The organism is Marinobacter maritimus (assembly GCF_007671675.1).
Lineage (GTDB): Bacteria > Pseudomonadota > Gammaproteobacteria > Pseudomonadales > Oleiphilaceae > Marinobacter > Marinobacter maritimus.
This window is the reverse complement of sequence record NZ_VCGW01000004.1, coordinates 74,901-95,511: the sequence shown is the minus strand read 5'-3', so window position 1 is coordinate 95,511 and position 20,611 is coordinate 74,901. Positions and strand designations below refer to the sequence as shown.

Sequence of the window (20,611 nt, the reverse complement as noted above, 5' to 3'; positions counted from 1 at the left end):
GTTGGCCTGGCAATGGCGCTGATTACAGCGCCATCTTCAGGCTGGCTTCAATAAACTTGTCAATATCACCGTCCAACACCGCCTGGGTGTTGCTGGTTTCGACCTTGGTACGCAAATCCTTGATACGGCCATCATCCAGCACGTAGGAACGAATCTGGCTGCCCCATCCAATATCGGATTTTGCGTCTTCGGCTTTCTGCTTCTCGGCGTTACGCTCCTGCATCTCACGCTCATAAAGCTTGGCCTTAAGCTGCTTCATGGCCTGATCTTTGTTCTGATGCTGGCTGCGACCGGCCTGACAGGCCACAACAACGCCCGTCGGATTGTGAGTCAGGCGCACCGCAGATTCTGTCCGGTTGACGTGCTGACCACCGGCGCCAGAGGCGCGATAAACATCCACTCGCAAGTCTGCCGGGTTAATTTCAATCTCGAAACTGTCATCCACTTCCGGCGACACAAACACTGAAGAAAAAGAGGTATGGCGACGGTTACCTGAATCAAAAGGCGACTTGCGAACCAGGCGGTGAACACCGGTTTCAGTGCGCGCCCAACCGAACGCATACTCGCCCTGAATATGAATGGTGGCACTCTTCACACCAGCCACATCACCTTCCTGCAGTTCCACAATCTCTGTCTTGAAACCACGGCTCTCAGCCCAGCGCAGGTACATGCGCAGAAGCATATTCGCCCAATCCTGAGCCTCGGTACCGCCAGACCCGGCCTGGATTTCGAGATAGGCGCTATTGGCGTCCATTTCACCGGAAAACATCCGACGGAACTCGAGCTTTTCGAGCCTGGCATCAAGAGTTTCGAGATCGGATTCAATCTCGGTTACTGTGTCTGCATCGTCTTCCTCTACAGCCATCTCCAGCAGACTCTCTGCATCGGAAAGACCGGTTGTGAGGTTGTCGATGGTGCTTACAATCAGATCGAGATCGGAGCGTTCCTTGCCCAATGCCTGCGCGCGCTCAGGATCATCCCACACTGTGGGCATTTCCATCTCACGCTCTACTTCAACTAGTCGTTCACTACGCTGATCATAGTCAAAGATACCCCCTGAGCGCTTCAGTACGCTCACGAAGCTCTTTAATCTTCGTCACAATGGGATTAATTTCCATGAAAACCTTACTCGTATTGGAAAATGGTGAGAAAAACCGTGGCGGGATTCTACCCGAATTCTGACGGCAAATCAGCCGTTGTCCGCTGGTTTGGCACAAGCGCTGATCAGGAACGGCCTGCCGGGAGACGCTGTGAATACGTCCATGTACGCTTGACGAAAACATCCATGTTTTCGACACTCCCGGCAGGCCGTTCCTGACCAGCGCCCGACATTGGGAGCAAGCCGCATGTTAACAAACGGAGTTCTCCGCTGTTGATCTACCCGTGCTTTCCAATCGGTCAGGAGGCTGGTGCTCTTTTCTGCCGGAAAAAGATGTCTGAGCGCAGCGAGTTGCTTTTTCCAGAAGAAAAGAGCACCCGCCTCCTGGCCAGCCTCAAAAGCCAGCCCAGCTAGGAAAGTGGCTCCAGATAATCCACCAACAGCTGAAGGTTCGTCCGACCTCGGAAGGTATTGGCGTCGGGCTTATAAACCACCCGAACACCCGTGCGCGTGTAATCGGGAACTTCCGGCCCGGTATTGAACGCAATAGCATCAATGATCCCGCTGCCATCCACTGGCTGCAAAACCAGCTTCAAATGATTTTCGCCAACAATACGCTGACTGACCACCCGAAACTCGCCATCAAACAAAGGCTCCGGGAAATGCTGCCCCCAAGGGCCAGCGCGCTTCAGCAGAGCCGCCGTTTCCAGGGACAGCTCATCAGAACTCAACGGCCCATCAGTCGTGATTGCAGCCTCGAGATCTGCGGCAGTGAGGGTATCCCTCACTGCCGCATCAAACGCCCGGATGAAGGTATCAAAATCACTCCGTGCCAGGGTCATACCTGCCGCCATAGCGTGGCCGCCGTATTTATGCATAACACCAGGATGACGGGAATCCACAACCGCCAGCACATCGCGGATATGGAGCCCCGGAATTGATCGGGCAGAACCTTTTATATCCACGCCATTTTCGTCTGGAGCAAAGGCGATCGTCGGCCTATGGGTCTGCTCGCGAATACGGGCCGCAAGAATACCGATTACACCCTGATGCCAATCCTGATCAAATAGCGCCAGCCCCCAGGGCAGCCCTTCCAGGTCCAAAGACATGGAGGCGAGCAAATCCTGCGCCTGAGTCTTCATGTCCTTTTCGATAGTGCGGCGTTCCCGGTTGAAGGTATCCAGTTCACGGGCAAGGCGCCGGGCTTCATCCGGGCTGTCCGCCAGCAGGCAGGCTATGCCAACACTCATATCGTCCAGCCGGCCAGCGGCATTGAGGCGTGGGCCAACCACAAACCCCAGATCGGTCGAGCTGATGTTGGTGTGTTCCCGGCCAGCCACTTCAAGCAGTGCGAGAATTCCTGGACGGGCTTCGCCCTGACGGATTCGGCGCAGGCCCTGCTCAACGAAGATGCGGTTGTTGTGATCCAGCGGCACAACATCGGCTACAGTGCCAAGCGCCACCAAGTCCAGCAGGTTACCCAGATTGGGCTCTGGTTGCGGCAGGCGGCCTGCTTCCCTCAGCTTTTTGCGCAGCGCCGTGAGCACATAAAACATCACGCCTACGCCAGCGGCGTTTTTGCTCAGGAAGGCACAACCGGGCTGATTGGGATTTACTATTGCATCGGCGTCCGGCAGCGTTTCGCCGGCAAGGTGATGATCCGTAACCACCACCTTGATACCCAGTTTCTTCGCCGCGTCTACACCTTCGATGGCCGAGATTCCGTTATCCACCGTCACCAGAAGATCCGGCAGTTCACCCTCTTCTTGCAGGCGCTCAATGATCCCCGGAGTCAATCCATAGCCATCCGCAAAGCGGCTAGGTACCCTGAAATCAATACTCTTTAAACCGAGCATGGAAAGCCCGAGCATGGCGACCGCAGTGCTGGTAGCGCCATCGGCGTCAAAATCTCCGAGTACAAGTACCCGCTGGTTCTGAGTGATAGCGTCTGCCAGCAGTTCGACCGCACGCTCAATGCCCCGCAACTCAAAAGGGGAAGCAAGATGCCTGAGGGTATAGCTTAACTGGTCATCGGAGGTAACACCGCGAGCGGCGTACAGGCGGCGGAGCAAGGGAGGCAGGTTTTGCCCCCAGCCCGGAGTATTATCCGGGCGGAGGCGACGCAGGATCTTTTTTGGCGTCATACCGGGTCAGGTATTCTTCCAGTGCTTGGCAATGAATGCCTGTACACCTGCCCGGTCGTTATCAAGTACCGTATAGCGCTCTTTACGATCGAACAGATCCGCCATGTGAGCCGGAAGTGCTGGTTTTACAGTCAGGCCGGACTCGACGATGGCGTCCGGGAATTTGGCCGGATGGGCTGTTCCAAGAGTGATCATCGGAATCCCGGTATCCCGGCGACAGGCACGAGCAGCGCGCACGCCAATAGCGGTGTGTGGGTCCAGCAGGTATTCGTTCTGCTCGTAGACTTCACGGATGGTGTCACACGTAGCCTTGTCATCAACTGCCGCACTGTCGAACAGCTTGCGGGCCTTCTTCCACCGATAACCTTCGATACTGACAGGGCCTTTAGCCGCGTTTTCAAGCAACTCTTTAACCGCCTGCCCATCGCGTCCATGCAGATCAAACAACAAACGCTCGAAGTTGCTGGACACCATAATATCCATGCTCGGGGAGAGCGTATGTTCAAGCTGGTGCTGCTCGTATTTGTTGCCACTCATGAAGCGATGAAGAATGTCGTTTCTGTTGGTGGCGATAACCAGCTGCGATATCGGCAAGCCCATTTTCTTCGCCAGATAACCGGCAAAGATGTCCCCGAAATTACCGGTGGGCACCGAGAACGCCATGCTGCGATCCGGGCCACCGAGGGCCAGAGACGCATGGAAGTAGTAAACGATCTGAGCCATGATCCGGGCCCAGTTGATCGAGTTAACAGCCGCCAGTTTTGCTTTGCCACCCAGGAACGACTGGTCGCCGAAGCTCTCTTTGACCATACGCTGGCAGTCATCAAAATTACCACGAACGGCAATATTATGAATGTTGTCACCCTGAACCGTGGTCATCTGGCGGCGCTGCACTTCCGAAACGCGCTCGTAAGGGTGCAGGATAAAGATGTCCACGTGCTCGCATCGACGACAGCCTTCAATGGCTGCGGAGCCGGTATCACCGGAGGTCGCACCCATTATGACTGCATGTTCCTTGCGCTTTCCGAGCACGTAATCCAGCAACCGGCCCAGCAACTGAAGGGCGAAATCCTTGAATGCCAAGGTCGGCCCGCGAAACAGTTCCATCACCCATTCGTTAGTATCGAGCTGAACCAGCGGTGCGACCGCCTTATGCGCAAACACGCCATAAGTGTCATCAAGCATCTGCCGGAACTCAGCCTCGGGAATGGCCTCCTCCACAAACGGGTACATGATATTGAACGCAAGTTCTGTGTACGGAAGCCCGCGCCAGCTGCGGATCTCCTCCAGACTGAAGTGCGGAAGTGCCTCAGGTACATAAAGGCCGCCGTCCGGGGCCAGACCTGTGAGCAGAACGTCTTCAAATCCCAGTGCGGGTGCTTCTCCCCGCGTACTGATGTATCTCACGTGTGTACCTGCCAGTTAGGGTTTCTCAGTTAAAATTTTCGGCGCGGATGCGAACGACCGGGCCATCAGTATCGGACAGGGATTCCAACTCTTCGATAGCGCGGTTGATTTGTCGTTCCTGCACTGTGTGGGTCAGGATAATGACGGGAATGCGGCCATCCTGCACCTCGGATTCTTTCTGCATGATCGACTCAATGTTGATGCCATGCTCACTCAGAATCGATGCAATTTTGGCCAGGACGCCAGGACGATCCAGAGCCGTTATGCGCAAATAGTAAGCCGACTGAATATCTTCCATGGAGAGGACGTCGAGATTTTCCAGGGCATCCGGAGCAAACCCGAGATGAGGTACTCGCAGCGTACTTCCGCTCGCGACAATGCGAGCAACATCCACAATGTCGGCAATCACAGCAGAGGCCGTTGCTTCATCGCCGGCACCCGGGCCGTAATACATGGTCTGGCCAACCGCATCACCATCTACAAGAACGGCGTTCAGGACTCCATCAACCTGAGCAATCAGGTGACTTTGAGGAACCAGTGTCGGGTGTACGCGAAGCTCAATACCTTCATCCCGACGGCGAGCAATGCCCAGGTGCTTGATGCGGTAGCCAAGCTGCTCGGCATGAGCGATATCGTAGGGTGTGATTGATGAAATCCCTTCGGTAAAGGCTTTTTCAAACTGCAGAGGAACGCCAAAGCCGGCCGAAGCAAGAATAGTCAGTTTGTGGGCAGCATCAATACCCTCAACATCAAAGGTGGGGTCTGCTTCTGCGTAACCGAGCTCCTGAGCCTCTTTAAGAACTTCAGCAAAAGCCCGGCCTGCACGCATTTCGGTCAGAATGTAATTTCCCGTGCCATTGATGATGCCGGCAATCCAATCGATACGGTTAGCCGCCAGGCCTTCGCGAATGGCTTTCATGACAGGAATGCCACCGGCCACACCGGCCTCATAAGCAACCACAACGCCTGCGTTTTCCGCTGCGGCAAATATTTCATTGCCGTGAACGGCGACGAGCGCCTTATTGGCGGTAACAACATGTTTGCCGTTGCGAATGGCCGCGAGCACGAGTTCACGCGCGGTTTCGTAGCCGCCGATCAGCTCTACCACAACGTCAACCGCAGGATCGTTCACCACGTCGAAAATTTCTGTGCTGAAAGGCACATCGCCAAAATCCAGATCGTCGCGATTGCGTCGGCTGGCAACCCGGGTAATCCGGATATTACAGCCCGCACGGCCCGCAATAAGAGCGGCGTTGCGAGTCAATACATTGAATGTACCGCCGCCAACGGTTCCCAGTCCGCAGATTCCGACACTGACGTCTTTCAAGCTCTCACCTCTGATCCCGAAGGGGTGCTGATGTATTGTAATAGTGCAGCATTATGATGTTGCAGCACTGAAAGGCCGCATAGTATACCGGTTCAGGGCTCGCTGAATAAGCCCTGAACCAAAAGCTTGTCATATAACATTAATCGACAGGGATGCAACCCGTCGAACAGTTATATCAGAGCAGTCCCAGGCCGTTCGCAAGATCCCTTGCAGGCACATAGCCCCGCACGACGTTGCCGTCTTCCAGCACGATAGCCGGAGTGCCGGTTACACCAATACGCCGACCAAGCTCGAACTGCTCCAGAACAGGGTTGGCACAGGTCGCTGTTTCAACGGCTTTACCAGATTTAGCTGCATCCATCGCCGATTGTTGATCTTCGGCACACCAGACCGAGATGTACTTTGCAAAAGATGGGGTGCCAGGGCCGGATCGTGGGTAGGCATAGTAATTCACGGTAATACCGTAATCATTGAGCTGTGACACCTCATCATGGAGCTTGCGGCAGTACGGGCAATCAATGTCGGTGAACACATCAATAACTGCTTTTTGGTTGCTGGCCTTGTAAGTGATAAGGCCGTCTTCACCGTAACTCTCCATGGTTTTGCGCCGCTCACCGGCCCTGCCCTCTTCTGTCACATTGGCAATGCCCCCGCTGGTAACCTTCAATAAATCGCCGGTTAGCAGGTACTGACCATCGGATGTCGTGTAGATCGTGTCTCCGTTGTTGCTCCGAACCTCATAAAGCCCTTTCGCCTCAGACTCCTTCACTGACGATATTTTCAGCCCGGGCACGGCACTGGAGAGACGCTCGCTGATGCTGTCTTCAACATCACCGGCAATGCTAAAAGGCGAACCCAGAACACCAGCCGCCATCACTGCTACCATAAAAAACCGTTTTACATTCATTCTGGTAAATATACCTTTTCAGTCGGGTATTATCGGATTTACGTGCGACATCTGCTCGCCACAAAAGTTCAAATCGTTACCTTACCTAATATTCGCAGGCTCAACCACGAGGATGGTGGGCCTGATGTAAGGATTGCAAACGTTGTCGCGCAACATGGGTGTAGATCTGCGTTGTCGAAAGATCGGAGTGACCCAGCAACATCTGAACCACGCGCAGATCTGCACCATGATTAAGCAGATGAGTTGCAAAGGCATGACGGAGCGTATGAGGCGACAAATGCTTGCGGATACCGGTGCGCACGGCGTAATGGCGGATCCTGTGCCAGAACGTTTGTCGCGTCATGGCCGCAGCCCGGTTACCTGGAAACAGCGCATCACACGCGCGCCCTTTGAGCAGCTCTGGGCGACCTTCCTTCATATACCGCAGGAGCCAGTCCAGGGCCTCCTCCCCCAGCGGAACCAGGCGCTCCTTATCACCTTTGCCGGTCACGCGTATAACCCCCTGGCGCAGATTCACCTGGTCAACACGCAAGCTCGTGAGTTCCGACACCCGCAATCCACAACCATAGAGAATCTCCAGCATGGCCTTGTCGCGCTGCTCAATCGGCAACCCGGGATCCGGTGCCGCAAGCAGTGCATCCACCTCCTCTTCGGTCAGCGAATCCGGCAAGCGGCGGGGAAGCCGAGGACTGTCTATACGCAATGTAGGATCTTCGGTAATGAGCCGCTCCCGGAGCAAGAAGCGGTAAAATCGACGAATGCCTGAAAGTCGACGAGCTGCCGTAGACGTCTTTACGCCCTCTGCGAGCCCGCTGGCCATCCAGGCCAGCACATCCGTTCGCCGCGCATTAGTCAACAACGGCCGCCCGGGCTGTTTTTCCAACCAGGCCGCCAAACGCTGCAAGTCGCTTCGATACGCCTGTCGGGTATTCTCACCCAAACCATCCTCAAGCCAGACTGCATCAACAAACCGGACAATTACCGCTTCATCCTCTGATCTCACACTGTCGCCCTCTGACACCCCACTTTTCAAACACTGCATTCAGGCCTGCCATAAACGAAAAAGGCAGCCCTCAGGCTGCCTTTTTCACTGCAAGGTTGTTCAGCAAATCGCTGATCAGCCCAACTTTTCCTTGATACGCGCTGCCTTACCAGAAAGCTCGCGCAGATAGTAAAGCTTGGCCTGACGCACGTCACCACGACGCTTCACCGCAACGCTGTCGATCAGCTTGGAAAAGGTCTGGAATGTACGCTCAACACCAACGCCGTAGGAAATTTTCCGTACGGTGAAAGAGGAGTTCATGCCACGGTTACGCTTGCCGATAACAACGCCTTCGAACGCCTGTAGACGCTCACGGTTGCCTTCAGTTACGCGAACCTGAATAACCACGGTATCACCAGGCGCAAACGCGGGGATTTCCTTGGTCATCTGTTCTGTTTCAAGTTGATTGATGATGTTGTTCTTGCCGCTCATCGTAATGCTCCTGATACCCAATCTTTTAATGCCCTGATGACTCAGAGGCACACGGTTCGTTTAAAATCTCACCCAGCAGCTCACGCTCTTCGTCCGTAAGCACCCGCTTTTCCAGCAGGTCGGGGCGTCGCTCCCGGGTTCGCCTCAGCGACTGTTTAAGCCGCCAACGCCGGATCTGACCATGGTGACCGCCCAACAAAATATCCGGCACCGCCTGACCTTCGTAAACTTCGGGCCGGGTGTAGTGCGGACAATCCAGCAACCCGTCAGCAAAAGAATCCTGCTCTGCCGACTGCGCATGACCCAGCGCTCCGGGGATGAGGCGTGTAACCGCATCGATGACAGCCATAGCCGCCAACTCGCCACCAGAAAGCACGAAGTCTCCCAGCGAAATCTCCCGGTCAACCTCTGCCGCTATCAGGCGCTCATCAACGCCTTCGTACCGCCCAGCTACCAGAATCAGCTGTTCTTCAGCAACAAGCGACTCGACAACGGCTTGGTTCAGCGTCTCACCCTGAGGCGAAAGATAAACCACGCAGGCTTTTCCGGGCGCAGCGTTCCTCGCTGCGTGAATGGCATCCCTGAGAGGCTGAATTTTCATCAGCATACCGGGGCCACCACCGTATGGCCGATCATCAACCGTACGATGACGATCATGAGTAAACTCGCGGGGATTCCAGCTATCGAAGGTCAGAAGACCGTCGCGCACTGCCCTGCTCGTTATCCCGTAGTTCGTTACCGCCTGGAACATCTCCGGAAACAGACTGACTGCGCCAATCCACACCCGTCAGAACTCCGGATCCCAATCTACGATCATTTTGCGATCTGCCAGATCCACCTCCCGAACCACTTCGCCGGGAAGATAGGGAATCAGACGCTCGCGCTGATCGATGGAGCCTGCTGTCGCATGCACCACCAGAACATCATTGGAGCCGGTTTCAATCAGATGATCCACACAGCCGAAGCATTCGCCGTCAACGGTGAATACATCAAGCTTTTCCAGCTGGTGCCAGTAATACTCCCCTTCAGGAAGCACCGGTAACTCTGTAGTCGGAACCCTGATTTCGGCTCCGCAATACGTACGAGCCAGCTCGCGATCACTAATACCCTTCAGCCTGACTACGATCGCCTGCCCTTGGCGACGACCTTCCTCAAGCTTCACTGGGATACGCTTACCGTCGAGATCAAGAACCCAGCCGGTGTATTCAAGTATCCCTTCTTTGGGGTCGGTGAAAGAAAAAACCTTAAGCCACCCTTTAACCCCAAATACCGAGGTAATCCGACCGATCACAGTTTCCTGAGGATTCTGCGTCATACAACAACCCCGGTGGTCAGTAAAACTTACACAGCAGCCTTGAGCAATTGCGCAACGCGATCGCTGGTTTGTGCACCTTGACCAATCCAGAAATCTACACGGTCACGATCAACACGAAGACGTTCTTCCTGACCGCGGGCGATCGGGTTGAAAAAGCCAACGCGCTCAATGAAGGCGCCGTCGCGTGATCTGCGACTGTCAGTTACTGTCAGATGATAGAACGGGCGCTTCTTGGAACCGCCACGAGCCAAACGGATTGTTACCATTTAACCAATATCCTGTTCTGTTATACGAACTTTGTACGTTTCACGCTGGCCACAATGGTGGCTGACGCGGAGACCCATACTCGAAAGGGGCGCTATTCTATGCTAAAAATGCGCCAAAGAAAACAGTGAAACAGACTGTTTCAAGGTTTTCCGTGTAAGGCTTTTTACATACGGCCAAATGGTGGCATCCCACCGCCGCCACCGCCCGGCGGCATCATACCACCGAGACCGCGCATCATATTCGCCATTCCGCCTTTTTTGCCAAATTTCTTCATCATTTTCTGCATTTGCTTGTGCTGCTTGAGCAGACGGTTCACATCCTGTATCTGTGTTCCTGAACCCGTAGCGATTCGGCGCTTACGGGAATTATTGATTACATCCGGATGGCGGCGTTCTTTCGCGGTCATTGAGCAGATGATCGCTTCCAGCTGCCCCATGGACTTGTCGTTCACCTGCTGCTGCGCGGCCTGGGCCATTTGACCCATACCTGGCAACTTGTCCAGCAAGCCGCCGATACCACCCATACTCTTCATCTGCTGAAGCTGGTCGCGGAAATCCTCAAGATCAAAGCTTTTGCCTTTCTTGATCTTTTTGGTGAGCTTCTCAGCCTTTTTCTGATCCAGCTTGCGCTCGGCTTCTTCAATAAGGGAGAGCACATCGCCCATACCAAGAATTCGGGACGCAACCCGATCCGGGTGAAACGGCTCCAGAGCATCTATTTTCTCGCCAACCCCGAGAAACTTGATGGGTTTACCCGTGATGTGCCGCACAGAGAGAGCCGCACCCCCCCGGGCATCACCATCGGTCTTGGTCAGTACCACGCCGGTCAGCGGCAAAGCATCGTTAAATGCCTTGGCAGTATTCGCCGCGTCTTGCCCTGTCATGGCATCAACTACAAAGAGGGTCTCAACCGGGCTTACTGCTTTATGCAGGCGACCGATTTCACCCATCATCTGCTCATCAACGTGCAAGCGCCCCGCGGTATCGAGAATCACCACGTCGATGTGCTTTTTGCGAGCAGCTGCAACCGCCCCTTCAGCAATGGCTATCGGGTCCTGATCAGCGGAACTGGGGAAAAACTCAACACCAACTTCCGCCGCCAGGGTTTCCAGCTGCTTGATCGCTGCTGGTCGATAGATGTCGGCGCTCACCACCATGACTGTCTTTTTCTGTCGCTCTTTCAAAAAACGCGACAATTTCGCAACCGTGGTCGTTTTGCCCGCACCCTGAAGGCCGGCCATCATGATAACTGCCGGTGGCTGAACGGCGAGATTGAGGGTCTCATTACCCTCACCCATTACCCGCTCAAGCTCCTGCTGTACAACCTTTACGAACACTTGGCCCGGGGTAAGGCTGCGCTGGACTTCCTGGCCTATAGCCCGCTGACGGACACCTTCAACAAAGTCCTTCACTACCGGCAGGGCGACGTCCGCCTCCAGCAGTGCCATACGCACTTCGCGGAGAGTGTCCTTAATATTGTCATCGGTGAGCCGCGCCTGACCGGAAATCTTGCGCAGGCTGCCGGAAAGTCGGTCTTGGAGGTTCTCAAACATGTTGCTCTTCCGTACCCCGGATAAATTGAGTGCACAAACCACAGAGCCGGGTCCGGCTCCTTGATTCCTGTTGCATAATCGCGACATTATAACCAGACTATCGTCCTGAAACGACCAATCCGGTCAAATCGGCAGCGATGCCTGCCGATTCCCAGCCAGCACAGTGGTTAATAAGGAAGTCATGGGAACGCTGATTCTCGCGGTCACCTCTCTTTTTCTGTACAGCGTCGGCACCGCTCTACAAGCACTTCACTTTCGTGGTCAGGTGCACAGTAATATTGCAATCACTACCCTGATCGGCATGCTGGCGCTTGCAGCTCACGGGCTCCTGATTACCCAGACCATCCTTCACGATGGTGGCGTAGACCTGGGCTTCTTCAAAAGCTCGGTTCTGATTTCCTGGCTGATCGTTTTTCTTTTGCTGGGCCTTAACCTGAGAAAACCGGTACAGAGCCTTTTTCTGGGCGTTTACCCTCTGGCGGCGCTCACCATTATCATGACACTGATCACCCATACGCCATCGCGTCTGGTCTCCGATGAAAGCTACGGTGTGCTTTCTCATATCGCATTATCGGTGACAGCCTACAGCCTGTTTTCCCTGGCGGCTATACAAGCAACCTTGCTGTACTTCCAGAACCGGCAACTGAAACAAAACTATAACAGCACCCTGATACGCAATCTGCCGCCGCTGCAAACCATGGAGTCCCTGCTTTTTGAAATGGTTTGGGCTGGCGTGGTTATGCTCATTCTGGCCATCGTGACGGGCGCACTTTTTATTGAAAACCTGTTTGCCCAGAATCTGGCCCATAAAACCGTCTTCTCTCTGCTCTCGCTGCTGGTTTTCGTTGCCTTGCTCGTCGGGCGTTACACCAAGGGCTGGCGCGGCATGACTGCAAGCCGCTGGACACTGGCAGGCTGCGCGCTCCTGATGGTGGCCTTTTATGGCAGCAAATTCGTTCTTGAACTGGTATTCCAGATGGGCAGCTGATATCTCAGCCATAACATCTTGACACCATGCACGATCACAACCTACTTTCGCTACTTGTCAGCAACATAAGGACACCTCTGGTTTGGACGGTACATCGCTTACTGCGCTGTCGATTATCCTCGTCGGGCTAATCATGCTATCGGCATTTTTCTCCAGCTCTGAAACCGGAATGATGTCGCTCAACCGGTATCGCCTGAAGCACATGGCGAAAACCGGTCACAAAGGCGCCAAGCGGGCGCAGGGGTTGCTGCAACGTACCGATCAGCTTATCGGCATAATTCTGATCGGCAACAACTTCGTCAATATCCTGGCGTCGTCCATCGCCACCGTTATTGCGATCCGCATATGGGGTGATGCAGGCATTGCGATCGCGACTCTGCTGCTAACAATCGTCATTCTGATTTTCGCCGAAGTCACGCCCAAAACCCTGGCCGCACTGTTCCCCGAAAAAATCGCCTTCCCTGCAAGCTACATTCTCGGGCCGTTACTGAAAATTCTTTATCCGATCGTGTGGGCTGTAAACCTGTTTACAGGAATCATCCTCAGGATTCTGAGGATTTCCCCGGACGACGCCGCCAGCGACCATCTCAGCAGAGAGGAGCTCAGAACCCTGGTAAATGAAGCGGGAGCACTGATACCAGCAAAGCACAAGGATATGCTGGTCAGCATTCTCGACCTGGAAAATGTGACGGTCAACGACATCATGGTGCCACGCAACGAAGTCTCCGGAATCGATCTGGACGACGACATCGACACCATCCTGCGACAACTGAGAAACAGCCAGCACACACGACTTCCGGTATTCAAGGGAGATATCAACGACATTCAGGGCATTCTGCACCTGCGCAGTGCCACGAAGCTTTTGCAGCAAGAGGACATTAACAAGGCCATGGTCCTGCAGCTTTGCCAGGAACCCTATTTTGTTCCCGAAAGCACCCCCCTGAATACGCAGCTCATCAACTTTCAGAAAGGTAAGCGCCGCTTTGGTATTGTTGTCGACGAATATGGCGATGTGCTCGGGCTCGCTACTCTGGAAGACATTCTGGAAGAAATTGTTGGCGAGTTCACAACAGACTACGCGGCAACCAGTCCCGATATCATTCCTCAGGAAGACGGCACTTTCATTATTGATGGCACGGCCGCCGTGCGCACCATTAACAAAACCCTGGGCTGGAAACTACCCACAGACGGCCCTAAAACGCTTAACGGCCTGATCACGGAAACCCTCGAGAACATTCCGGACACCAACGTTTGCCTGAAGGTAACCGGGCACCGGGTGGAGGTGCTGCAGATCAAGGACAACGTCGTAAAGGCGGCGATTGTGCACCCGAAAAAGCGCAAAAAACGAGCACTTTCCATAGGCTGACACGCCTCCCCACCTGTTCCCGATAGACCTTCCGGTTATAGAAGAGCATGTTCTAGAAAGATCAAAATGTAACTGACTCCTTGACGCATATCAATCCACCGCTAACACTGAGGGTGAGTGCGAAACAATAATAATCGCTAGGAGTTTGTCCATGAGTCTCACGCATACCTTTGGCCTTCTGACTAATCCCGATCAACAATGGGAAGCCATCCGAAAAGATTCCGAGTCTGTTGCCCGGCTTTATACAGGGCACGTGTTGCTTCTCGCTCTGATACCCGCTTTGGCAGGTTTCTTTGGAACCAGCCAGGTGGGCTGGCAAATCGGTGACGGTCAGATAACGCGCCTGTCAATCAGCAGTGCCCTGAGCCTGTCCCTGTTGTTTTATGCCGCCATGCTGTCCGGCATATTCATTCTCGGCAAGTTCATTGATTTCTTTGCAGCAACTTACGGCGTGGCGGATCAAACGCCGCGGGGCGTTACAATGGCCGCGTACACCGCCACACCTATGTTCCTGATCGGAGTTATCGCGGTTTACCCCAGTATCTGGGTCGTTATGCTGGCAGGACTAGTCGCCGTTGCGTACGCGGTATACCTGCTTTACGAAGGCTTGCCCATCCTGATGAAGATTCCTGAGGATCGCGGATTCATGTTTGCTACAGCGGTGCTTACTGTCGGGCTGGTCATGTTTGTCGCCCTCCTGGCAATAAGCGTAGTGATCTGGAGCATGGGTGTTGGCCCGGAATACGTAACCTGAGGGCGGAAGCTCGGCTCTCACGTCGGCGTAAAAATAAAGGGTGTTCCGCCGGAACACCCTTTATTTTTCGGTTTAACACACAGGTTAGTTTTTATTCATGTTAACCAAGCAGAAAATGCGGTAAATTTAGTCTATAACCAAAAAACAGACAGTCTAGCTCGGTCATGTACCCGGTTGAGCCGTAAACAGGAGTCGGCGATGAATAAGCAGTCCGGCATACATTACCTCCGTGAGCACAGGGAAGCGGGAAGCAGTCAGCCGGTTCCTGTGGAGGTCACCCGCATCCGCGACACAGTAGTTGCCGGGCTCGGAGATCTGCTGCAAGGCGCGTTCGATGCTGTTGATGATTCGCTTTTCGAACTGGCCAATAATGCCCGAAGTAACAATGAGCAGAACCGCTATTTTGAGGCCATGCGCGAGATCCGCATCAAGCGGAAAGGCGTAGAGCGTCACTTTCAGAATACGGTTGCGCAATTTTTTGCCAATCCTCCCTACACTGGACCGGTTCAGGAAGAGACCCTGAGTCGGCAGGCAAATGCCGACAGCCTCGCACTCGTCGGCAATGATGATCTGGAAGAGCAAGTTGCTCTGAACGCCATGATCACCAAAGCCAAAGCCCATTTTCAGGGGCCTCTCTTGCAGCTCCAGACCCGCTTTAGTCAGGTCTACGACGGCGCCACGGACGAATCGCCAGTAAACCCCATGGCACCCGAGCATCTTTGCAGTGCCTTCACCGAAGCCATCCAGGCGCTTGAAATACAGATCCGCGAACGGCTGATACTGCTCAAACAGTTCGATCGGTACGTTGTATCGAATCTGGGCATGCTGCTGGACGAAGCAAACAGAATTCTCATCCAGGCAGGCGTCATCCCCAATTTCCGCTACCACGGAAAAAGTGGCCAGCAACACAGTGCTGCTAAAGGTCAATCCACTGCCGAGAGCACGAAAAGCGCGACTGGATCCGATGAAGGCCGGCAAGACGGCGGCGCTGGCAGCAACGCCGTGTTTGAGCAAATTCATCAACTGCTGGCGCGCCAACGGGCAAATGCCGGAGTGCCTTCGCGCCAACATGATCCCGATATTCGGGTTATCGGGGGCAGTGAACTGGTCAGTTTGCTGGCATCGTTACCTTTCAGCACTCAGGCCGGCTCTGAACACAACCTCAGCGCAGGCGAACCGATTACCATTGACCTTCGTGAGGCGGTTCAACAGATTCTGGCCCAGGCCAACACCAGAGATGGCAAAAAGCCTGCACTCAAGGAAATGGACGAGGATCTGATTAACCTTGTCTCCATGCTCTTTGAATTTATCCTTGATGACTACAATTTGTCTGCACCGGTTCAGGTCCTCATCAGCCGGCTGCAAATACCTATCCTGAAAGTTGTCATCAAAGACAAGAGCTTTTTCAGCAAGACCACGCACCCGGCAAGGAAGCTTCTCAATGCTCTTGCCCGTGCCGGCATAGGCTGGAGTAACAGTGACGAAAAAACCAGAGACAAACTGTACGATAAAATTCACGGCATTGTGCAGAGAATCCTCAGTGAGTTCGACGGTGATATCGCTTTATTCGAAGCGCTGAACGACGAGTTTGAAGAATTTCTTGCCAGAGAAAATCGCAAGGCATCCCTGGTGGAACAGCGTACCCGTGAATCCGAGCGTGGGCGCATCAAATCCCAGAAAGCCCAGGAACTGGTCGATCGCGTGATCAAAGAACGCGTAGCTCGTTATCGGCTGCCGGAACCCACCTATAACATCCTCATTAATGGCTGGAGCCGGGTCATGTTTCTGGCCTATCTTCGGGACGATGTGGAGCATCGCTGGCAGGAAAGCGTAAAAGTTGTTGATGATTTAATCTGGTGCCTCCATCCGCATCAGGAAGATGCCGAAAGAGACCAGTGGGTTCGCGTCGTACCCGGCCTGCTCAAGTCGCTTCGTGCAGGGCTGGAAGAGGTCTCATACAACGCCACCAAGCTTGATGACACCATGAGCCAGCTCAAGCACGAATTGGCAGAAGCCTTTCGTGCAAGCTCCAGCATGGAATTCCCCGAGCCGCCACTGGCGACTGAAGACGAGCAGGAAGATGACGTCAGAAGCAAAGCTGAACTTCAGCCTGAGGACGCTGCTATTGCGGAGTTTATGGCTCAGATTGACGGTATCGAGATAGGCAACTGGGTTGAGTTCCGCCTGGTAAACGGTGCGAGCTTCCGGTGCAAGCTTTCAGCAATCATCGAAGAGGCAGACTGCTTTGTATTTGTGAATCGCATGGGCCTGAAAGTTATTGAAAAAAACCGGGTAGAACTCGCCCATGAAATGCGGCGCGGGAGAATGACACTGCTGGAACAAGGGGCGTTTATTGATCGGGCACTGGATGCCGTAGTCGGTTCCTTGCGCAGCAAGACTGCCTGACCTGCCTTGGGCCCGCAGTCGACCTGTGGGTCCAAGGCACTCGGCGCAGCGATCATCCGGTAATAATGGAGCAACCTGAGATCAATGCTGGAGCACGGCAGCTATAACAGCCTTCCGGCGAAGTATCGGATCGCCCTCGCCTTATCAAGCGCATTCCTGATTCACACGCTTTTGCTGTCTGGCGTTCCTTCCGTCCTGCCCGATCTGCCAGCTCGACACCAGCAAAAACTGAGCCTGGAACTGATCTCTGCGCAAAGTCCTTCCAGTGCCCCTGCCTCGCCTTTCAGCTCAGACCCTGGTAATAGAGTTGTTCACCGCAACCTGCCATTTGAGATCACGCCAGACAGTAAAGCAGTGGCAAAAAAGCCGACAACACAGACACAAAAAAGGCTGGCGGAACCTGTCGTGGCTTCGAGCTCTTCAGGGGCAGAGGCAGCGCCAAAACCAGAATCCCGAAAGCAGCCTACGATCAGTCAAAGCTCCAGCGAGGTCGCAAGGATCACGCAGTCACCTGCAGAACAGGACCCCTACCTTATCAAACTGGCCATGCATCTCGCTGCCAAGCTGGAAACACTGCGAATACCGGAAATCAGGGAACTGACACGCTCAAGCGCTATGGAACTTGAGCTCCAGTTGCTGAATAATGGCGCACTAACAAGGGTGAGGGTGATCAATTCGACGGGGATAGAACCAATAGACAACGCAGCATACAGGGCTGCATTGTCTGCAAGCCCTTATCCGGAACCACCGCCTGAGCAAAGTGGCAAGAACCGCTTCGAAGTAAAACTGGTCTTCTCTCCGTCGCGGCTCTGACCCTGCAGGAAACCTGCAGGATAAAGAGAAATCAGGCCTCGGCTTGCTTGGCAGCCTCTTTAACCAACTTGGCCAATTCGCCGTTCTCGGACATCTCCATAATGATGTCGCACCCGCCCACCAGCTCACTGTTGATGTAAAGTTGCGGATACGTAGGCCAGCTCGAATAAACTTTCAGGCCTTCACGCAGCTCTTGGTTATCGAGAATATTTACAAACGCGAAACGCTCACCACATGCCATCAAAGCCTGAGACGTCTTGGCAGAAAAACCACACTGCGGAGCTTGCGGCGATCCCTTCATGTAAAGAATAATCGGGTTGTCTGCGAGTTGCGTTTTAATGGTTTCGTTAATGTCCATGAACATTCACCTCTGATTGAAACGGAACAGCCTGGTGCGCGTTTTGCGCTGTGGACCTGCTTTTAGTAGACACCATTGTACACGGCGGGCGAGCTCCTCAACAAACACTACTATTTGACGCAGGGCAAGCCCTCAGCCCGCAGCGTTGTCATCATTGGCGTGAACGGATAGACTTGATGCCCCCGTTTTTTCACCAGTATTTATACTCATCCAGGGCTTCACCAAGGTAAGGGCCATCACATGGCAGCAAGGCATTTTCTGACATTGAATGACATGACCACGACCGAGCTGGAGAATCTGGTGGATCATGGATCCAAGCTCCGGAACGAATGGCGCCAGGGCAAGGTCAGGGATTCACTGAAAAATCGCGTGCTGGCGATGATCTTTGAAAAGTCCTCAACTCGCACCCGGGTTTCTTTCGAAGCCGGCATGGCTCAACTGGGCGGCTCCGCCATGTTTCTGTCTCCACGGGATACGCAACTTGGCCGCGGTGAGCCTATAGAAGACTCAGCCATTGTTATCTCCAGCATGGTCGATGCGGTAATGATTCGCACATTCGCCCACGAAACGGTTGAAAAGTTTGCACGGGCTTCGCGCGCACCGGTTATCAACGCTCTCACAGATGACTTCCACCCCTGTCAGTTGCTGGCCGACATGCAGACGTATCGCGAGCATCGCGGCAGTATCCGGGGCGCAACCGTGGCCTGGATAGGTGATGGCAACAACATGTGCCACTCCTATATTAATGCCGCCACACAGTTCGATTTCCACCTGAACGTTGCAACACCTCAAGGTTACGAGCCAGACCTTGAACTCGTAAAAGCTCACAGCGCCCACGTAACCCTTATGCGCGAGCCCGCTGAAGCTGCGCGCGACGCCGACCTGCTGGTCACTGATGTGTGGGCCTCCATGGGCCAGGAAGACGAACAGAAAGCCCGCGAAAAAGCCTTCAGAAACTACCAGATCAACTCGGCTCTGATGGATATTGCAGCGACCGACGCTCTGCTCATGCACTGCCTACCCGCTCACCGTGGCGAGGAAATCTCTGCAGACATGCTGGACCACCCAGGCTCGGTAATCTGGGACGAAGCAGAAAACCGGCTCCACGCCCAGAAAGCTCTGCTGGAATTCCTGATCCTGAACCGCCTGGACTAAGATTTATGAGCACGCCCGAAACCACCTCTCACAACTGGTTGCTTGAAGTAAATAACCTGACCTGTGGCTATGGCGGAGACGCTGTTGTAAAAGATGTCAATTTCGCACTCAGCCATGGAGACATCGGCTGCCTGCTCGGGCCTAGTGGTTGCGGAAAAAGTACCATCCTGAGGGCACTGGCAGGATTTCTTCCGCTAACCGGAGGCGAAATATGCCTGCAGTCCCGGCAGATCAGCCTCCCAGGCCGTACGCTTGCGCCTGAGAAGCGCCGCATAGGCATGGTTTTTCAGGACTACGCCCTGTTTCCGCACCTGAGCATTGCCGACAACGTAGGCTTCGGACTAAGTGGGCTGGATAAAACCGAGAAACGACTCAAAGTCATGGAACTGCTTCACGTTGTTCACCTTCAGGATCTGGCGGAGAATTATCCGCACGAACTTTCGGGCGGCCAACAACAGCGGGTTGCACTGGCCCGGGCCCTCGCCCCGGAGCCAACGCTGATCCTGCTTGACGAGCCCTTTTCAAATCTGGACACCGACCTGCGCCGAAGGCTGAGTCTGGACGTTCGTGAGATTCTGAAAACACTTGGCATCAGCGCTATCCTTGTGACTCACGATCAGCAAGAAGCCTTTGCCATGTGCGATCAGGTGGCGGTGCTCCAGAACGGTAAAATCCAGCAATGGGATGTGCCTTATAACCTTTACCACGAACCTGTGAACCGTTTTGTTGCGAGTTTTGTGGGGCAAGGCGGGTTTGTTCCGGGCAAGGCCGTGGGGCCGGATATCATAGAATCCGAGCTGGGCATTATTTATGGCAACCGCGCCTATAAATGGCCTCCCGGCACTCTGGTTGACGTGCTCATTCGCCCTGATGATATTATTTACGATGCGGATTCAGACCTGCGCCCGAAAGTCGTGGAAAAGACCTTCGCTGGCACTTCAACGCTTTATCGCTTCCGCTGCTCTGAAGATACCGAGTTTGAAGCGCTTTTCCGCAGCCACCTGGACTTCAATCTGGGCGAAACTGTTCCGGTACGGGTAGAAGCCGACCATCTCATAGCTTTTGAGCGCACAGCCTAACCAGCAGACTCCAGAGAACAGGAATACTGGCGCGGGTTCAGGAGAAAAACAGGCGGTGGAAAGTCGCAGGAGGCATGAAAAATCAAGAAAAAAAAGGGCCGGAAAACCGACCCTCAAATGACGAATGAAACAAGGAAAGTTCGTAAGAATCACAACATCAAAAGTCATCCCTTACGCTTTCGATTATCGGCACAGGCGGC

Annotated in this window: 19 protein-coding genes; 7 read left to right on the top strand and 12 right to left on the bottom strand. The window is 54.1% G+C overall.

Annotated elements, in window-relative coordinates:
• Positions 1-22 precede the first annotated feature (22 nt).
• From prfB to ffh, 11 genes are all read right to left on the bottom strand, one after another.
• Positions 23-1,118 (bottom strand): peptide chain release factor 2 gene (gene prfB, locus FFI90_RS15565; RefSeq protein ID WP_144779212.1). Its coding sequence is split into 2 segments (ribosomal slippage): positions 23-1,045 and positions 1,047-1,118, totalling 1,095 coding nucleotides; the frame shifts between segments, so codons are not numbered across the junction.
• A gap of 391 nt (positions 1,119-1,509) precedes the next feature.
• Complete coding sequence (gene recJ / locus FFI90_RS15560; RefSeq protein WP_144779210.1) at positions 1,510-3,243, bottom strand: single-stranded-DNA-specific exonuclease RecJ; 1,734 nt, start codon at positions 3,241-3,243, stop codon at positions 1,510-1,512.
• Positions 3,244-3,249: 6 nt separating this feature from the next.
• Positions 3,250-4,650, bottom strand: a complete 1,401-nt coding sequence (gene thrC, locus FFI90_RS15555; protein WP_144779208.1) for a threonine synthase — start codon at positions 4,648-4,650, stop codon at positions 3,250-3,252.
• Positions 4,651-4,675: 25 nt separating this feature from the next.
• Positions 4,676-5,977 carry a homoserine dehydrogenase gene (locus FFI90_RS15550; RefSeq protein WP_144779206.1) on the bottom strand — a complete coding sequence of 434 codons (1,302 nt, stop codon included), beginning with the start codon at positions 5,975-5,977 and terminating at the stop codon, positions 4,676-4,678.
• A 175-nt stretch (positions 5,978-6,152) separates the two neighbouring features.
• Positions 6,153-6,884, bottom strand: coding sequence for a DsbC family protein (locus tag FFI90_RS15545; RefSeq protein ID WP_144779204.1), 732 nt, complete (start codon positions 6,882-6,884; stop codon positions 6,153-6,155).
• A gap of 100 nt (positions 6,885-6,984) precedes the next feature.
• Positions 6,985-7,887 (bottom strand): site-specific tyrosine recombinase XerD, encoded by a 903-nt coding sequence (gene xerD, locus FFI90_RS15540; protein ID WP_425463109.1) that lies wholly within the window; start codon positions 7,885-7,887, stop codon positions 6,985-6,987.
• Between the two features lie 114 nt (positions 7,888-8,001).
• Positions 8,002-8,358, bottom strand: coding sequence for a 50S ribosomal protein L19 (gene rplS, locus FFI90_RS15535; RefSeq protein ID WP_144779200.1), 357 nt, complete (start codon positions 8,356-8,358; stop codon positions 8,002-8,004).
• A gap of 25 nt (positions 8,359-8,383) precedes the next feature.
• Complete coding sequence (gene trmD, locus FFI90_RS15530; RefSeq protein ID WP_144779198.1) at positions 8,384-9,142, bottom strand: tRNA (guanosine(37)-N1)-methyltransferase TrmD; 759 nt, start codon at positions 9,140-9,142, stop codon at positions 8,384-8,386.
• 3 nt (positions 9,143-9,145) lie between these two features.
• Positions 9,146-9,673, bottom strand: a complete 528-nt coding sequence (rimM, locus tag FFI90_RS15525) for a ribosome maturation factor RimM (protein WP_144779196.1) — start codon at positions 9,671-9,673, stop codon at positions 9,146-9,148.
• Positions 9,674-9,699: 26 nt separating this feature from the next.
• On the bottom strand, positions 9,700-9,939 hold the full coding sequence (gene rpsP, locus FFI90_RS15520; RefSeq protein WP_144779194.1) for a 30S ribosomal protein S16: 240 nt from the start codon (positions 9,937-9,939) through the stop codon (positions 9,700-9,702).
• A gap of 164 nt (positions 9,940-10,103) precedes the next feature.
• Positions 10,104-11,492: a signal recognition particle protein gene (gene ffh / locus FFI90_RS15515; RefSeq protein ID WP_144779193.1), complete on the bottom strand. Its 1,389-nt coding sequence runs from the start codon at positions 11,490-11,492 to the stop codon at positions 10,104-10,106.
• A gap of 181 nt (positions 11,493-11,673) precedes the next feature.
• Between ffh and FFI90_RS15510 the strand changes: the two genes are divergently transcribed.
• From FFI90_RS15510 to FFI90_RS15490, 5 genes are all read left to right on the top strand, one after another.
• Positions 11,674-12,480, top strand: a complete 807-nt coding sequence (locus tag FFI90_RS15510) for a cytochrome C assembly family protein (RefSeq protein WP_144779191.1) — start codon at positions 11,674-11,676, stop codon at positions 12,478-12,480.
• 82 nt (positions 12,481-12,562) lie between these two features.
• The gene (locus FFI90_RS15505; protein WP_144779189.1) at positions 12,563-13,846 is read left to right on the top strand and encodes an HlyC/CorC family transporter; all 1,284 of its coding nucleotides are present in this window, start codon (positions 12,563-12,565) and stop codon (positions 13,844-13,846) included.
• A 151-nt stretch (positions 13,847-13,997) separates the two neighbouring features.
• Positions 13,998-14,600, top strand: a complete 603-nt coding sequence (locus FFI90_RS15500) for a Yip1 family protein (RefSeq protein ID WP_144779187.1) — start codon at positions 13,998-14,000, stop codon at positions 14,598-14,600.
• A gap of 198 nt (positions 14,601-14,798) precedes the next feature.
• Positions 14,799-17,006 (top strand): DUF1631 domain-containing protein, encoded by a 2,208-nt coding sequence (locus tag FFI90_RS15495; RefSeq protein ID WP_144779185.1) that lies wholly within the window; start codon positions 14,799-14,801, stop codon positions 17,004-17,006.
• Positions 17,007-17,090: 84 nt separating this feature from the next.
• The gene (locus FFI90_RS15490; protein ID WP_144779183.1) at positions 17,091-17,819 is read left to right on the top strand and encodes an energy transducer TonB family protein; all 729 of its coding nucleotides are present in this window, start codon (positions 17,091-17,093) and stop codon (positions 17,817-17,819) included.
• A 31-nt stretch (positions 17,820-17,850) separates the two neighbouring features.
• Here the strand turns inward: FFI90_RS15490 and grxD are convergent, their stop codons facing one another.
• Entirely contained in the window at positions 17,851-18,177 is a 327-nt protein-coding gene (gene grxD / locus FFI90_RS15485; protein WP_144779181.1) for a Grx4 family monothiol glutaredoxin, read from the bottom strand.
• Positions 18,178-18,417: 240 nt separating this feature from the next.
• Between grxD and argF the strand changes: the two genes are divergently transcribed.
• Entirely contained in the window at positions 18,418-19,332 is a 915-nt protein-coding gene (gene argF, locus FFI90_RS15480; RefSeq protein ID WP_144779179.1) for an ornithine carbamoyltransferase, read from the top strand.
• Between the two features lie 5 nt (positions 19,333-19,337).
• Positions 19,338-20,411, top strand: coding sequence for an ABC transporter ATP-binding protein (locus FFI90_RS15475; RefSeq protein ID WP_144779177.1), 1,074 nt, complete (start codon positions 19,338-19,340; stop codon positions 20,409-20,411).
• The last annotated feature ends 200 nt before the right edge of the window (positions 20,412-20,611 follow it).

Bases quoted from the DNA above. Each gene is read 5' to 3' on its own strand.
- rplS (WP_144779200.1), bottom strand. From the start codon at position 8,358: ATGAGCGGCAAGAACAACATCATCAATCAACTTGAAACAGAACAGATG.
- FFI90_RS15545 (WP_144779204.1), bottom strand. From the start codon at position 6,884: ATGAATGTAAAACGGTTTTTTATGGTAGCAGTGATGGCGGCTGGTGTT.
- grxD (WP_144779181.1), bottom strand. From the start codon at position 18,177: ATGGACATTAACGAAACCATTAAAACGCAACTCGCAGACAACCCGATT.
- FFI90_RS15475 (WP_144779177.1), top strand. From the start codon at position 19,338: ATGAGCACGCCCGAAACCACCTCTCACAACTGGTTGCTTGAAGTAAAT.
- rimM (WP_144779196.1), bottom strand. From the start codon at position 9,673: ATGACGCAGAATCCTCAGGAAACTGTGATCGGTCGGATTACCTCGGTA.
- FFI90_RS15500 (WP_144779187.1), top strand. From the start codon at position 13,998: ATGAGTCTCACGCATACCTTTGGCCTTCTGACTAATCCCGATCAACAA.
- FFI90_RS15510 (WP_144779191.1), top strand. From the start codon at position 11,674: ATGGGAACGCTGATTCTCGCGGTCACCTCTCTTTTTCTGTACAGCGTC.
- ffh (WP_144779193.1), bottom strand. From the start codon at position 11,492: ATGTTTGAGAACCTCCAAGACCGACTTTCCGGCAGCCTGCGCAAGATT.
- argF (WP_144779179.1), top strand. From the start codon at position 18,418: ATGGCAGCAAGGCATTTTCTGACATTGAATGACATGACCACGACCGAG.
- FFI90_RS15495 (WP_144779185.1), top strand. From the start codon at position 14,799: ATGAATAAGCAGTCCGGCATACATTACCTCCGTGAGCACAGGGAAGCG.
- FFI90_RS15490 (WP_144779183.1), top strand. From the start codon at position 17,091: ATGCTGGAGCACGGCAGCTATAACAGCCTTCCGGCGAAGTATCGGATC.
- rpsP (WP_144779194.1), bottom strand. From the start codon at position 9,939: ATGGTAACAATCCGTTTGGCTCGTGGCGGTTCCAAGAAGCGCCCGTTC.
- recJ (WP_144779210.1), bottom strand. From the start codon at position 3,243: ATGACGCCAAAAAAGATCCTGCGTCGCCTCCGCCCGGATAATACTCCG.